The organism is Chryseosolibacter histidinae, assembly GCF_018598225.1.
GTDB classification, from domain to species: Bacteria; Bacteroidota; Bacteroidia; order Cytophagales; family Cyclobacteriaceae; genus Chryseosolibacter; species Chryseosolibacter histidini.
Window position 1 is genome coordinate 65,430 of sequence record NZ_JAHESF010000009.1, and the last position, 15,096, is coordinate 80,525.

Below are 15,096 nucleotides of genomic sequence, written 5' to 3' on the forward strand. Positions count from 1 at the left end.
AGAGGGGTAACAGGTATTCGGTCAGGTAAATTCTTTTGATCGTACTGGTTTAATAGGTATAAGTATTCGATTTGGCATTGGCGCTGAAGGTATTGTTTGTCAGCGCCGGCGTTGCATTCTTCAGCGAGATGCCATAACCGTAAGAATTGGATATGGTACAGTTACTGATGGTGGGTTTGCCCGTAGTGCCCGTGCAATCGATCATACCAAACCACGGATCAACCGGTGCGTATCCGCCATAGGAGATCTCACAGTTCACCAGCTTGGTCGTGGCAGAAGTGCCCGCGCCAAAGCGGATATTTCCCCAATACTTTCCCGCAGCCTTGGCAGCTTCGTCGATGGTAAGCGTAATGCGTTCGCTGGTGCCATCAACGATCAGTGTTCCCGGCAACCAGCTTTCCGAGCCTACAATGATGCTCGATGCTTCTGTAAAACGGATGGTGCTTCCCGGCGCAATGGTCAGCGAGCTCACACCGGTTTGACTCTGGATGCGCAGCGTACCGTGGAAAGTCAACTTATAAGGGCACTTCGCCCAGGTCACGGCGCCTTCCAGCGCAAGCTCGCGCGGCTCGATGATCACACCTTTTGTCCCAGTGATGGTTTGGTTAAAGCTCATGGTATGGAACTGGCGCGCAGAAAGCCTGATGGCATAACCATCGCATTTTTCGAAGGTGTTGTTCTGCAGGGTCGCAAGGCTGAAATCGCCAAGCTCCAGCGCATCGCCAGGCGCTTCAGTGAATGTGCAGTTGGAAACTACCGACTCGGCATCAGACACCACCAGGATCCTGCTGTAGTTCTGAAAATCTTTTCCGCCGCCGTACTCAAACCGGCAATATTTGAACGTGCTCTTGTCCCACGCGTAGATGCCGAACCAGTCACCTTTTGCTTTTGTGTCTTCGGCTGACGTGAAGATGATAGGTTCGCTTGCCGTACCTTCCGCATACAGATGGCCTTCGCTGTACAAGCCTACCTGGATCGACGCAGACTTCTTCAGCGCAATGGTAGTGCCCGGCTCGATCGTCAGGCTTGACGGACCGTTCTGACCGGTCAGTAATCTTTTCTCACCCACCAGCACATAGGGTACGTTCTGTTTGCGCCAGGTAGTGTTGGGCTGCATAAAATCCTGGCCATACACGTAGATGCCCTTGGTGCTCTGAATGGTGTTGCCCGTACCGATGGTGTGGGCATAGTTCACATGCACATAAATGGGATAATTGACGTTGTTGGACAACGTGTTGCCGGTGAATGCGGTGAAATAACCCGTCTCGCTCAAAGAGACCGCGTAGTTGGCCGCGCCGCTGATCTTTGTATTATTGATCTTTACAGCGGTTTTGCCCACATGCACGATCCCGTAGTTGGTATAGTACATAAAGGCTTCGTAGTCCCAGGTGGCATTGGCTTTGCCGCCGAACCTGATATCGCAATAGTCCATAGACGAGTTTGCAGAGGCCTTATCTGTAAAGAAAATGTGGCCCCACTCCCCTGCCACGGACTGGCCAGACGAAGGTTGAAAAATGATCGGCTTCGCAGCTGTTCCATTGGCGGTAAACAAAGCGCCTCCGGGGGTAGCCGTATCTTTATGACCAACGCTGATCGATTTTTCTTTATTCACGTGGATCACCGCACCAGGCTCGATGGTCAGTGAACCATGCCTGATGTATACGTTGCCCGTGATGAGGTGCATGCCTTCTTTCCACACTTCTGCCTGGTCTATGTAACCGGTGTGCTCCGTGAACGGCGAAGCCTGCACGCTGATCTTCTTAGAAGTGGAATGAACCTGGCCGAGGGCGTTCTCTACTTTCAGTGTTACGGTATAGGAGCCCTGCTCTTTATAGATATGAGAAGCGCTAGCCGATGTCGCCACGTCACCATCACCAAAATCCCAGGTGTAGGTGGCTGCATTTTTCGAACAGTCGGCATTGAAGGCCACGCCTACTTTTGCATACAGGGTATTGTCAGGGGTGGCGAAGCACGCTACCGGTGCTGCAGGGTCAACGGGGTCATCGCCTCCGCAGCGGATTAAAGAAAGTGCGCACAAACAAAGCAGTGCAAGATACCGGGCTCTCATTGTTCTCTGTAAAAATATTTTCATGATCGATTTTTTTTTGAATTAAACTGATGGCATTAGTAAACCACTATTTTTCTGGCCTCGATGCCTTTGGCGGTTTGGATCACCACCAGGTACATGCCGGGATCTTTCAGGCTTGTGATGAACTGGTATTCGCTCTGTCCTGAGTTTTTCATCTCATGCACCTGGATACCACGTCCGTTGAAGACCCTGACCTCAACACCACCGGGTTTGTCAAGCGAGACGCTGACGTTGTAACTTTCGTTGCTGCTGATGATGTTGGGATAGACCGCCACGCGCTGACTTTCGGCGCCCGAGATGATCACATCGTCTGAGAACACGCAACCATCGAGGTCTTTGGTGACAAACACCCTGTATATGCCCGACTCCTGAACGGTGATCTTTTTCTCTGTGCTGCTGAATCCGAAGTTGTTTTCCCAGCGGTAGGTCACCGGCACCGCATCGGGCACCTGCGAAGAAACGTCGAGCGTAATGTTGCTGGTCTCTGTATAAACGCGGTCAGGCCCCAGGCTGATCTCCAGTCCATCGGGCATCAACAGCTTAAAGTTCCTGACAAGGGTTTCATCGCCGGCATCTTTTACCGTGAGCACATAGGCGCCCTTGACAAGCTCTTTCTCATCAGACAATTTCTCGGATGTTTTCCTGCTGCGCGAGATGCTGGCTTCCGGGTTGGAAAGTGAATATTGGAAAGGTGCATTGCCGGCAATCACCTCCACTTTGATCTTACCTGCGGTTTCATTGGTACAGGAAGGATCGCTCACGCGGCGCACCACAGCAAACAATGCCGTGGCCTTGGCGAAACCGAAATGGTCTTTGCCCGATCCGTCCTTGTCCCAGTTTACGTTTTTATAAATGACTTTGCCATCAGCGATCCCGTCCGGCAAAATATACTCGAGGTTGTCGACAGAAAAATTATCCTGGCCACTGCGGTCTATCACAAGCCAGTACCCGAGCGGGTTGGCCGGGAACCTGGCGGCATCGATGCGAAGCTCCACGCCAAGTTTGTTAGCGGTATTGCCTGTTGCCGTTACCAGCCATTTGCGCTGTACTACCGACAACACGGAGTCAGCGCTGATGCCACGTTTCGTGCTCAGCGGCAAACCGTTATCGCCCCAGAGTATAAAATCCTGGTCTGCAACGGGGAACGTATTGGCAACATTCGAAGTGGCCAGTGTGCCGGCGCTCATCACCAGCAACCCTGAATCATACGCACTTCCCGATTGTCGCTGATAAAGATTGAAAGCATCATCCCTGCCGATGCCGGCGATATTTCTTCCGTAACCCTTGTTCTCCTCCACACGCCAGAGCACCTTCTCGCCGGAGCTCACGAAGTTGCCTGCCTTGAGGCCCGTGCCATATTTGATAGCGAGATAGGTTTCAAACTGAATGCGTTCCAGGAAAGTCAGTGACCGGTCGAACACGGCCAGCTCGGCAAGCGTACCTTTGAAGGGTTTGTAACCTTTTGTTTTTCCGGCGCTGCCCAACGCGAAAAAAGCCGTGGCAGACGTTGCCGTGGCTTTCTCCCAGTTCTGCAATACTGCGTTGAGCACCGTGATCTTTTCACTTTTACCGTAAACATCCGCGATGGTGTCAGGACCAATAGCCTTGCGCGTGGTAAGCAACACATTGCGGGAAACACCCTGCTCGCTGCCCCATACGCCACGTTCGGTGGTGTCGGCCGACTGGAACACGGCAAAAATGGAAAGGTCCGCGAGGCCTTCCACACTATACGGGATCTTCAGATAGTCATCGATGCCATCGAAGGTAACTGCCTTGTTGAAGTTGATGGCTGCGTTCAATGCCGGCACCTGCTGCGAAGATGCAGCGCTGGCATCGTTCCGGTAGGCGCTGACGTCAGACCACTTCAGGCCACTGAGCACACTGCGGTCTGCCCTCAGCCATACGCGCGGGCCAGATAAGCTGTCAGTAGGTTGACCCTTTACAACAAGGGAAAAGGAAAATAGAAGAAACGCAAAGGCGAATGCCTTCTTCAGGTGATACGAGGGGGTGGAACACATCATAGCCAAGCCGAGGTTATTTTTTTCAGCAAATCATCATTTGCTCACCGGTATAGCACCCTCACGCATCCCTACCCCTAACCGGCGTAAAGAAAATCTGCCGTTTAAACAGGCATAAATGTCGCCAGGATCGGCATATGTGGATCAGCATACTCCTTAAGGAGTATGTAAACCTGACGTAAGATTATCGCAAAAAAATGATCATCCCGAAGAGTGCGCGGCACCCGTGCGCATAGCAATACGGTGACAAGCACCGCCTGGCAGCAGAATAGAAAGCTTAAATCCGGTAAGTATTAATCCGCTATGTCAAACCACGGGTGTAATGTACTTTACTGAAGTACATGCTTTCCGCGGGAGCGATCAAATGCACATTTAATAAAAAATATTTAAAAAAATTCAGGATTAGCCTTTGGTTGCCCCGGATCACGTTCACGCGTTACGTGCCAATACGTGCAAAGCAGATCACTACTACCTGTGGCACGTTAAAATGCCTAATGCACAATAGCCATGGGGTGGAGCCCCATGGCTATTGACATATCGTCCCAGCTTGAATACCAAGCCAACGAGTCGTTATTCGTCTCTATCCTCTTTACAGCACCATTTCAATGCAATGGCACGATCTTGAAAGTTCCGACTCCCGACTCCTTACTCCTGGCTTCTGGCTCCTTTTCATTCAACCATAAGTTTCTTCGACAAACGCTTTCTCCCCACGATCACGTTGACCAGGTAGACACCGGGCCTTACATTCTCCTTCAGCGAAAGCAGCACATTGTTGCAGTCACCGTCACACTTCACTGTTTGGGTATGCACCACTTCACCAGTGGCGGAGATCACCTGCACCTGCGCGTCGTTCAGACTCTGCATCACATCGCCCGAGACCGTCAGCGCAACCTCACGGCTGATGGCAGGATTCGGATACAGGCTAACCGCATCCTGTGTGTTATCCGATACCGGCATGGCTGCCGATGCCATCGCCGCAGCGGCAAGGTCGCCCGACTCCGAATAGGCGATCAGTCTGTTGGCCGGGATCGGTCTCTCCAGCGTGCCATCCGCCAGCTGCCATCCCACTTCCACATGGTCGTTTCCATTCGCTTCCTTGTGCAGCGCTTCGATGTAGTACTTGTATCCTGCCTTCAACGGAATGGGTGCTGATTGTTGGGAGGTGTACTTGTTCCACTGCTGAACTTTGGTGGCGCCGGTAACCGACGCGATCTTTACCTTGTTGCCTGGCGCTGCCGTGGTGCTCAGCCACAATTCACTGTTATCGTCACTGGCGATCCAGAACACATAGTTACCGGTCTGGGGCACACACACCTGCGCGCGGATGCGGCTTCCGTAGTCATTGGCGTAATAAGTCTGCGTAGCGAAGCCACTGATGCCCTGGAGGTCGTCGTAGTCAGAATCTACCGGGATGCTCGAAACGGAAGTGCCCGGAATGTTTCTCCAGATCTCCCGCACAATCAGTCCACCGGTTCCCTCCGAGCACGACGGTGCATTTACCGTGATGCGGGCGTGCGCCATGCTCGACTCCCCTGCCGCATCCACCACTTTAGCGGTGATGGTGTAGGTTCCTGCTGTAACATTGTTCAACGAATATTGAAAAGGCTCTGTGGTATCTTCATAAACTTTGGTGGTGTCTTTGTAGAAGACCACTTTCGTGATGGGATGACCGGTATCCTGTGGCGATGCCGTGGCAAACATGAATATACTTGCCGGCTCTGTATACACCTGGCCTTCCACCGGTTCGTGCAGAATAATAGCGGGGGCGGTGTTCGCAGGATTGCCAAAGGGAATCAGCCTGTTTCCGGCGATGGGCCGCTCCAAGGTTCCGTCAGGAAGCTGCCATCCAACAGAAACATAGTCGTCGCCACTGATCTCCTTATGAAGCGCCTCGATGTAGTACCTGCGGCCGGCCTGAAGCGTCACCGGCGCAGATCGCTGCGAAGCATATTTGGTCCAGTTCCGGTAAGGCGCATATCCCGGCACCGAAGCGATCTTCACTTTTTTGATGGGATCGTCATCTGTGCTCAGCCAGAGCTCGCCCCTGTCGTCGCTGGCGATCCAGAAAGTGTAACTGCCCGTCATGGGAGGACATATGTAACCCCTCACCCTGCTGCCGTAGTTGTTGCCATGATACCGCGGCGACTCAAAAATCGTAAGCGCGGTGGTATGGTCCGGCGATTTATAATAATCCACACTGCTGATCTCCGTGCCCGTTTCATTTTGCCATACCTCCCACCGGATGGAGCCGGTGCCGGCGCACGCTGTACTGCCCGGTGTTGTAACACTGTCAATCGCCACATTTCTGAGAACAGGCAATCCTTCGTCCATCGTTTGCATATCGACGGCATACGTGTAACGGGTACCTGCGTTAACGGGCTCGTGGATCACCACTTGCGTGCCACCTGAGTCAGCAGGAAAAGAAATATCCTGTACGAAGCTGTTATCGGGCGACGTGCTGCGTATAGTGTAACCGATATCGTTGTAGCTCCGGTCTTCCAGGGTCGGCTCGATGGTATTCTCATCAACAGCCCTGGCCGTGAGCACGGGTGGATAGTTTTTGGAATTGGTACGAAACATTTCAGTGTCTGAAAACTCCGAGGCCCCACCCTCTTTTATCGCGCGGAGCTTGTAATAATAAACGGTGCGGGGTCTCAGGTTACGGTCGAAGTATGCATTCTGATCCCAGGGCACTGTGGCGATCAGCGCAAAGCCGGAAGTCTCTGACAACGACCTATAGATCTCCGTGCTGCTGCCGGGGTTGGGGTTGTAAAGGCTCAGGCCGATGTCGGTCTGATCACCGTATACCGGCTCGGGTGAAAATTCCGGCGCCGCCAGTGGCGTGGTAGCGCTTGCCGAGGCTACATTCTGAAGCCAGGTGCCTCCTTCTTCATTCAATGTAACGTCGACGCTGAAGGTGTGGGTGGTTCCCGGCTGGAGCTCATACGCAGTGAACACTACGGTGCGACCGGAATCTGCCAGCGCCACGCCATCGTGAAATTCCGATGTGGGGCTGCTGATGTCGTAGCCCAGCTCCTGGTAACTTCTGTCGGTGAGGGTGAGCTCGATGGTATGGGCGTCAATGGCCCGTGCGGTGAAAACCGGCGGAAACCAATCTGACTCGGTAACGATCTTGTTTACATCCGAGAACGCTGAGTATTCTCCATTGAGCACAGACCTCGCTTTGTAATAGTAGGCTGTGCGTGGCTTCAGGCCTGAATCGAGGAAAGTTTGCTGGTCAGGCGCAACGGTAGCGATCAGCGCAAATTCACTTTCGGGCTGCGTAGACCTGTACATTTCCACGGAGCTCTCACCATCCGCATACACATACCAGTCAACAAACGTCCGGCGCATGTCTTTCACGAGCAGATACGGCACGACCGGCTGCAGGGCAACATCAGCAGGGATCACATTAATCTCACGGGGAGATTCACCGGAAAGCACTGAACTTTTAGCGGGCGCGCAAAAGCCAACCAGCATCCACACTAAAAAAGATGAACGGTAGAAATTTTTATTCATAGAGAAAGTTTGCGCGTAATCGAATATTATTGTGCCCGCCGATGCAGATCCGGCGATGTAGTGCGGGTAAACCGGGCGTTGGAATCGGCTGTAAGTGGACGCTGGAACCATGCGATGATAAAAAAATATCGCAGGATCTAAACGTCGAACAAAGGAAGCGCCGTCGCGGCTATGGGACGGGTTGTAGAGAAACGGTGGCTACTGAAAGTGGAGCGAAATTTTATCAGCTCACAGAAAGCAGATCAGCTGATGTAATCTTCTGTTTTAATACTGGCATTGTTCTCACGGTTGCCCCGGATCACTTCCAGCTCTTTTTTCACTTCACGCAGGAAAGGATTGTCGAAAATCGAGTTGAAGGGTATTACACTGGTAATGCTTTTCAGACTCAGCGTATCTTTGCTGAAAAAATAACCGCTCCTGTCATATCCCCTGATCACAATGATGGGGTCGTCATCGTCGATGAGAATATCCCTGACGGCAGTGATGTAGGTGTCGGGCCCCAGCTCGGGCGAGGTAATACCGATCATGGTTCCGGAGTCATGGCTTTCCATCAACGATTTCAGGATCTCGTCAGCAGAAGTAACAATTTCAACAACGATCTTATCCATGCCCTTCTTCTATAATTGTGGAAAAAAATCCATCTTATATGATGGATAAAAATTATGCCAGCGCCCGCGCTTCCCGAACAGCGTTACCGGTACAGACCAGGCCTTTCAGCGTTCATGCTAGGGTTGGTATAAACCCTGTTAAAAGGACAAACCATGTGGATCTCATCGACGGATACCCTCGTTCTGGCAAGCATGTGCCCGCTCATATCGTAACGGTTCAGCGTAATGATCTCTTCTCTTGCGTTGGATTCGATCTTCTCTACAGCCGCGAGAAACATTCCCTCGCCCAAAGCCCGCGAATAGATGCCTACCACGTTGCCAGACATGCTGCTGATCACCAGTTCTTTCAGAATGCCCTTCCTGGTCCTGACAAAATCGAATGGAACAACCTCCGCACTGGAAGCATATTCTTTTTTAGGAAAATTCAGCCATCCGAATTTTTCTTTTAAACTCATCATGTAGTGTTAACCTTCGGTATTATAAAGCGGCTGTAAAAAATCATGCCACCACGGTTTGGGTAGGCACGTTAAAAAATTGACAGTTGACAAGGGGCAATTGACAATAGTTCCTCGCTTTAACGAAAGGTGATGCGTCAGCTGACCCTTTTTAAACTAGATCTTAACCTGTATCGTCAGAAAATAACCTCGTCCATCAGACGGAAGTATACCAGGCCCGGGATAGCCTGTTGCCCGGCGGGTGAAGTACATACGGTCTGCGAGGTTGTTGACACTTGCCTCGAACCTGAGCTTTTTGAGCTGATACGATAAGCTGACATCCATGATGGCATAGGCGGGAATGGTGCCTACCACGGCCGACACACCACCATCCGTGGCATTGGTGGCATCGGCGAACTGGTCAGACAGATAGGTATACTGAAACGATCCCCTGAGGTTGCCATATCCCAGCCGCACACCGCTCTTCAGGTTTACGGCAGGAACAAACTCTACTTCGTTACCTGTCACGCCGGGGATGTCGCTGGCCTCGTAAACCGAATGGATAAGCGCAATATTATTGAAGACGACCCCGCTCCACTGATACTGTTGTGGGAAGATCAGTCCGAGCACATCTGCTTCGGCGTAAGCTTCCACACCCTGGATCACCGCCCGGCCTATGTTGCCACGCCGGCGTACCACGCGCTCCCGTTCGTCATACGTCTGCACTTCACCGATGCGGTTATCGTAATTGAGATAGAAAACGCTGACATCGTAATTAAAAAGCACGGTTTGTTCACTGCGCACGCCCAGGTCGAACGAATAACCTTTTTCATCCTGAAGGTTCGGGTCGATCTCTGACGAAGGGTTGGCGATGCGCATATCGCTGAACGTGATAGACCGGTAATTCTGCGAAATGTTGGTGTAGAGCTCCACATGCGTTAGAGGCTTATAGCTCAGACCGATGCCGGCCAGCAGAAAATGGCGGCCCTTCACCCGGTCTTCTTCCGTACGGGTCCTTTCCAGCACATTGCCGGCCAGGTCCTTGAAAACCGTGTCGTAGTAACCTTCTGCCGTGGTGCGAATGTGCTCAAACCGGATGCCGGGTGTAATGGAAAACTTCTCGTGAACGTAGAAGATGTTCTCGGCAAAAAGTGAAACGTTGCGGTTAGGAAAACGGTAGTCGTAGGTGATGTACTCGTCAGGATTCACAAAATTGAAATCGGCATCCCGGCTGGTGCTTCCCAGGCCCTGAACACTGTGGTTGAATCCTTTGTAAAAACGACTGCCCACCAGCACCACGGAGGGCACCTTGCCGATGGAATAACGTTTCAGGAACCGCGCTTCGGCGCCCCAGTTGGTAAAGTCACCTTTGATGAGGTCGCGCTCGCTGCTATCGTCTATGGTGGCCACACGATTGGGACGGAAGCCAAGGGAATACCGGTAAGCGGAAAGGCCGAACAAGCGCAGGTTGAGATCGCTGGTGGCGCTGATCTTGTGATCGAGGTGCAACGCCAGCAGGTTCCAGTTCACCTTGAACCAGTTCCTTTCACGGTTGGTCTGGCGCGGATCGGTCCTGAACATATCGTCTGTGAGTCCGCCGGGTTGCTGGGCGAGGTATCCCATTTGCGTTACATCCACACCGATCTTCATTTTTGGTGTTACGGCATAATTGATGTTGGCAAAAAACGTGTGGTTGTTGAAGTGAGAATTGTCTCGCCATCCATCACCGCGTTTGTACTGAAAGAAAGTGTAATAACTGAGCTTGTTCGCGGTGCCGCTGGCGCTGGTAAAGGCATTGTAAAAACCGAAGGAGCCCGCGGTCTGCCGTGCTACGAGTGCCAGCTTGCGGTCAGCGACCGGCTTCTTCATGATGAAGTTGATGAGCCCGCCAAACTGGGTGCCGTATTGCAACGATGCCGCACCACGCACGATCTCGATGCGACCGATACCTTCCACCGGCGGCGTGTAATAACTTTCGGGATACCCCAGGGCGTCTGCGCTGATATCGTATCCGTTCTGCCGTACGTTAAAATTAGAAGTGCGGTTAGGATCGAGGCCGCGGCCGCCGATGCTGAGCTGCAGCCCTGCACCATCATTCTCCCAGATGTTGATCCCAGCCACCTTGCTATAGATCTGGCGGGCGTTGTTCGTGGCCAGGTTCACCGTGAGCTGCTCCGGGATGATCACCTCCGATTTTTTGCCTTCGTAGATGCCCATGTTCTCTACAGAACGCATGCGCGTAAAACCGAAATCTACCGCAGCATCTGTTACCGTGATCTCCTCGAGCGTTTCAGCGCGTGATGCAAGCCGTACGCGCACGTGCTGGTTGTTATTCTGGATGGTTACCGGTTGCTGATGGTATTGAAATCCCGGGCTGGTGAAATGCAGTATGTAGCTTCCGTTAGGCAGATCTTCGAAAAGGAACCTGCCACGTCCATCGGCCATGGTGGAGCTTTTTCCGTCGTTGAGATACACCACACATTCTTTGATGGCCGTGCTGTCTTCCTGCGCGCTCACCGTGCCCGAGAGGCGATACTGCGAAAAAGCGCTCAGTGACACACAACAAAAAAAGACTATGCTAAAAACCTTTGATCTCATAACCGGGTGGTAATATCCAGGGCTTATCGTTGAATGATTCGTGTTCGTTCGAAAGATTGGTGCCCGCATCCACCAGCGGTCTTCCCAGCCTGCCGTTGAGCGCCACGTAAGAATCGACGTAAACTTCCGGCGACCGAAATCCCTGCGCGGCAAAATGATCGCGGAGCATGTGGGCATATTGCAGGATCATGTCAGGCTGTGTGGCCATCATCTTTTCCTGCAGTGTGGTGAGAAACTCGCTGTTATCTACCACCACCTGCTTACCTGCGCCATCTTTCACAGTGAACTGTGCATAACCCGCCTTTTCCATCAGCATCACACGCCATGAAAAGCGATACCCCTGCTCGCTCCAGAACAGCTCGCCGGGATACAACACATACCGGAACGGCAGCGCTGCCTGCACCAGAAAGAAGATGCAGAAGGCCGGTTTCAGCAGCTTTGTTACACGCACAGGGTACTTATATTCTCCGGAAGCATTGACGAGGTTGGGCACCCTGATCCATGCCGCCATGGTGCCAATGATCTTTGCATGAACGTTTTCCGGGAAGAAAACCAGGGCTGTTACGATCATGATGTAAGGAAACATGCCGATGGGAAACAGTATCGCGGTAAGCAAATGAAAGATCACCACGGCCCCATAGCCAACCACGCGGGTGCGGCGGTTCAGCAACAGAAAAGCGATGCTCAGATCATACACACAACCGAGCCAGCTGAACGCATAAGCTACCCAGGTATAATTGAACAACGGCCCGATGATGGGAAGATCATTCTTGGCGGGAAGCCAGATGCGCAGTGGCATCGCCTGCAACAGCCAGTCGCTGTTCAGTTTGGCGATACCGGCAAAAACATAAACAAGGCATACAAAGAGCTTGACGGAATCTACACACCATCGGGGCACCTTGCCTGAGAGTAGCTTTTTATTACGGAAGGCATCCACGGAAAAACAGGCATGTGCCGGCAGAAAGATCATCATCAGGCAAATCATGCTGATGAAGTAGTAGTGGTTCAGGTACGTGCTCTTATCGATCAGCTCGATGTAAGTGAACGTGAGGAACAACCCTGCGCTGGCCATCCTGTAAAGGAAGCCGAAAGCAACCATGACCGCGCAGAGGGCACAGAGCGCGAAGAGAACGTAGGTGTACGCTCCCAGCGGCTTCACAAACCCGAAGCCATAAAATGTAAAAAAGAATTTCGGCTGAATGTAAAGATCATGGATCCAGCCCTTGGCCCAGAAGCGAACCATACTTCCAAAGATCAGCAACCCCAGGGCTATTCTGAAAACAGCCAGTGGAGCGGCGGAGGTCATTCTCTGAAAGTATGCACTCATAGTCGGTAAGCGGTATTCGGTAATCGGTATTCGGTCACCGGCGCTGATTACCGATCACCGATTACTGATCACCATTTAGTCGCCGTCGTTATCGGTGTAGGTTATCGTTACGCTCATGGCGGAGGTCATATCCACTTTCAGGATCCGCACCATCTTCTGCATGGCAGCATAAACATCGAGCATAGCCTGGTTGTTGGTCTGTACCTGCTGGGTAAGGTTGGGCGAAAGGGGCTCAAGCTTGCCGTTGATCTCTGAAAACTGATTTTTGATCACCGTCGACAGCAGCGTTCCCGAGGCCGCATCTTTTGCTTCCAGCGCATCGAGGTAAGATGCCAGCGACGGTCCTTCCGTGCCGGTCACTACATCTTTACCGTTGAAGAAACCTTGCACGGCGAGGGTTGCATTTTTGACAAGGGCAAGTGAAAGGTCTTTCTTGTAAAAAGCCTCCACTTTTTCAGGGTACGGAACGCCTGCCGTGGTAACGGTTGCCCCCGAGGGGATGCCGATCTTTCCGGTGCGGATGTAACGTTCAAAATACAGCACGTAGGCATTCACCACCAGGCCTGTGGAAGAGCTCACATCAAGCCCGGTTTTGCTGATGAACGTATCGCGATAAGTGCCCCATTCCGTGATCACATTCGTGAGCAGTGTATTCATGCGCGAGGTGAGGCGTTTGATGTAGGCCGTGCGTTTGGGGCCTTCGACGGAAGCGGTATAATACGCCACGATAGCCTGATCGTCACTGCCCACACCGTTGATCAGATAATCGAGGGCGGGGAATCCCTGGCGGGTGTACGAAGCAGGAAGATCGAGACTGGCAGAAGGGTCGCTGATGTTGGCCGCAATGCCATTCACGTCTGTGGGATAGATGTTGAAAAAACTCCGGAGCGTGTACCGGTCCGCTGGGCCGAACTCGAACAGCTCAACTTTCTGCCATTCTGCATACGCATCAACCCAGGCTGCACGGAACGCAACCAGTGAGGCGGCATCCGGTGCGGTGGCAAATGCATCACCTTTACTCACCATCACATCGAACTTACCTTTGAAGGCTGCATACGACGGCACAATGATGTTGTCTGCCCAATGCGTAAGAATGGGTTTCCGGTCTTTGGCATTCTCGCCGGGAGACGGATCGCCATTGTTACCCCCACAGGCGGAGAGGATCAGCACAACAACACCCAGCGCAGTTATCTTATTCAGTTTGGTCATGCATTTCAAAATTTAAAGTTTCAGGTTTAAAGTTTAAAGTTCTTCAAAGGGACTCTACACCTCGACGAACTTTAAACCTGAAACTTGAAACTTCTTACAGGTTGAATTTGGCTTTGATGGCATCGGATGCGGTATTGATCTTCGTAGCATCCAGGTCCCAGAAACCATTGGTCGAGCCCAGCAAACCTGTCAATATATTATCGGAGAATGTTGCATCAGCATTGTGCATGGTGGCGAAACGCAACGAGTAGATGAACCCGGCTCCCTCACCAATGGCATGCGCACGCGTTGCATCGGCGGTTGTTCCTGTTCCGGTCTCATCTTTCCATTTTTTCAGATATCCCAGGGCGGCACCTGCAATGGCTTTCTCAAATTCAGTGCGGATCAACGTGGCCTGTGCCTGGAGCTCCGCTTTGTCGTTATTCACGATGGCGGCGCGGCCTTTCAGAAATGCGGGATGGATCTTGGAGAAATTGGCGCGGTTGTATTCCCAGATATAGGAGCCTCCTGCGAATTCGATCACTGCAGGATTTTTGGCATCGACAGTCCATCCTTGTGCATATACCTGGTTCAGTGTCAGCAGTCCGTAAGCCACATCCCAGTTATGCTCCAGCGCCGTGTAGTTCTTGTCGCTCACCAGCGTGCGGTTGTCAGCGTCCAATCCTTCATCCATCAATACATTGCTGATGTAATCGAGCTGTAACGCGCCGATCAGCGATTTCTGGATGATCTGGGTGATCTCGATACCCTTTGCATCAACAAGATAACTTCCGAGTTTGCCTGCAACTCCTTTCGATGCAGGCGTTGAGATCGAGGTGCTTGCGGCAGCGATCTGGTTAAAAAGATCTTCTATCCTGGTACGCGCTGCCTCTGCTTCTGCAGCAGGTTTTGACGAGGCAACCACATTCTTCAGTTGTACGCCGGAAGCATTCAGGTCGGCACCGACAACGGAAACAGATGAAGTTGAGATATTAGTGAACGGGTTACCGGTGTTCGAAAACATGTTCTTCAGCTTGGCAGCATCAATTTGCGCATTGGCGGCAATCGACGACGAAGCGTAATAATTGATGGCCTGGAACATCTTATGGCGTGTATTGCCCTCCGCCAGGTCTACCGTGGTGTTGCCGGTGGCGTCTACAAAAAGTGACGAATATGGTGTTTCAGGCGTAAGCAGGTCATAGCTGATCTTGGTCCGGAGTCCTGGTGTCTCATCGTCGTCATCGCACGAAAAAAGCGCCAAAACAGCGAAAAGAAGCATGATTTTAGGACTGTATAACTTGTTGTTCATAGTGTT

9 protein-coding genes are annotated in these 15,096 nt (G+C 52.1%); all 9 read right to left on the reverse strand.

Features of this window, described 5'->3' with window-relative positions; all coding sequences use genetic code 11:
* Nucleotides 1-49: 49 nt before the first annotated feature.
* Complete coding sequence (locus KK083_RS11095; protein ID WP_254163295.1) at nt 50-2,092, reverse strand: beta-helix domain-containing protein; 2,043 nt, start codon at nt 2,090-2,092, stop codon at nt 50-52.
* Nucleotides 2,093-2,124: 32 nt separating this feature from the next.
* Nucleotides 2,125-4,110, reverse strand: a complete 1,986-nt coding sequence (locus KK083_RS11100; protein WP_254163296.1) for a T9SS type A sorting domain-containing protein — start codon at nt 4,108-4,110, stop codon at nt 2,125-2,127.
* Nucleotides 4,111-4,776: 666 nt separating this feature from the next.
* Nucleotides 4,777-7,626, reverse strand: a complete 2,850-nt coding sequence (locus KK083_RS11105) for a PA14 domain-containing protein (protein ID WP_254163297.1) — start codon at nt 7,624-7,626, stop codon at nt 4,777-4,779.
* A 242-nt stretch (nt 7,627-7,868) separates the two neighbouring features.
* A complete protein-coding gene (locus tag KK083_RS11110; RefSeq protein WP_254163298.1) occupies nt 7,869-8,234 on the reverse strand; it encodes a hypothetical protein in 366 nt (121 codons plus the stop codon).
* A gap of 83 nt (nt 8,235-8,317) precedes the next feature.
* Complete coding sequence (locus KK083_RS11115; RefSeq protein ID WP_254163299.1) at nt 8,318-8,692, reverse strand: hypothetical protein; 375 nt, start codon at nt 8,690-8,692, stop codon at nt 8,318-8,320.
* 153 nt (nt 8,693-8,845) lie between these two features.
* Nucleotides 8,846-11,266: a TonB-dependent receptor domain-containing protein gene (locus KK083_RS11120; RefSeq protein WP_254163300.1), complete on the reverse strand. Its 2,421-nt coding sequence runs from the start codon at nt 11,264-11,266 to the stop codon at nt 8,846-8,848.
* Entirely contained in the window at nt 11,247-12,593 is a 1,347-nt protein-coding gene (locus KK083_RS11125; RefSeq protein WP_254163301.1) for an HTTM domain-containing protein, read from the reverse strand. The genes KK083_RS11120 and KK083_RS11125 overlap by 20 nt, the downstream gene beginning before the upstream one ends.
* Before the next feature lie 75 nt (nt 12,594-12,668).
* A complete protein-coding gene (locus tag KK083_RS11130) occupies nt 12,669-13,802 on the reverse strand; it encodes an imelysin family protein (RefSeq protein WP_254163302.1) in 1,134 nt (377 codons plus the stop codon).
* A 94-nt stretch (nt 13,803-13,896) separates the two neighbouring features.
* Entirely contained in the window at nt 13,897-15,090 is a 1,194-nt protein-coding gene (locus KK083_RS11135; RefSeq protein ID WP_254163303.1) for a DUF4856 domain-containing protein, read from the reverse strand.
* Between the last annotated feature and the right edge of the window lie 6 nt (nt 15,091-15,096).

Excerpts from the sequence above, each read along its gene's own strand:
- KK083_RS11095 (WP_254163295.1), bottom strand. The coding sequence starts at position 2,092 with ATGAAAATATTTTTACAGAGAACAATGAGAGCCCGGTATCTTGCACTG.
- KK083_RS11100 (WP_254163296.1), bottom strand. The coding sequence starts at position 4,110 with ATGATGTGTTCCACCCCCTCGTATCACCTGAAGAAGGCATTCGCCTTT.
- KK083_RS11105 (WP_254163297.1), bottom strand. The coding sequence starts at position 7,626 with ATGAATAAAAATTTCTACCGTTCATCTTTTTTAGTGTGGATGCTGGTT.
- KK083_RS11110 (WP_254163298.1), bottom strand. The coding sequence starts at position 8,234 with ATGGATAAGATCGTTGTTGAAATTGTTACTTCTGCTGACGAGATCCTG.
- KK083_RS11115 (WP_254163299.1), bottom strand. The coding sequence starts at position 8,692 with ATGATGAGTTTAAAAGAAAAATTCGGATGGCTGAATTTTCCTAAAAAA.
- KK083_RS11120 (WP_254163300.1), bottom strand. The coding sequence starts at position 11,266 with ATGAGATCAAAGGTTTTTAGCATAGTCTTTTTTTGTTGTGTGTCACTG.
- KK083_RS11125 (WP_254163301.1), bottom strand. The coding sequence starts at position 12,593 with ATGAGTGCATACTTTCAGAGAATGACCTCCGCCGCTCCACTGGCTGTT.
- KK083_RS11130 (WP_254163302.1), bottom strand. The coding sequence starts at position 13,802 with ATGACCAAACTGAATAAGATAACTGCGCTGGGTGTTGTTGTGCTGATC.
- KK083_RS11135 (WP_254163303.1), bottom strand. The coding sequence starts at position 15,090 with ATGAACAACAAGTTATACAGTCCTAAAATCATGCTTCTTTTCGCTGTT.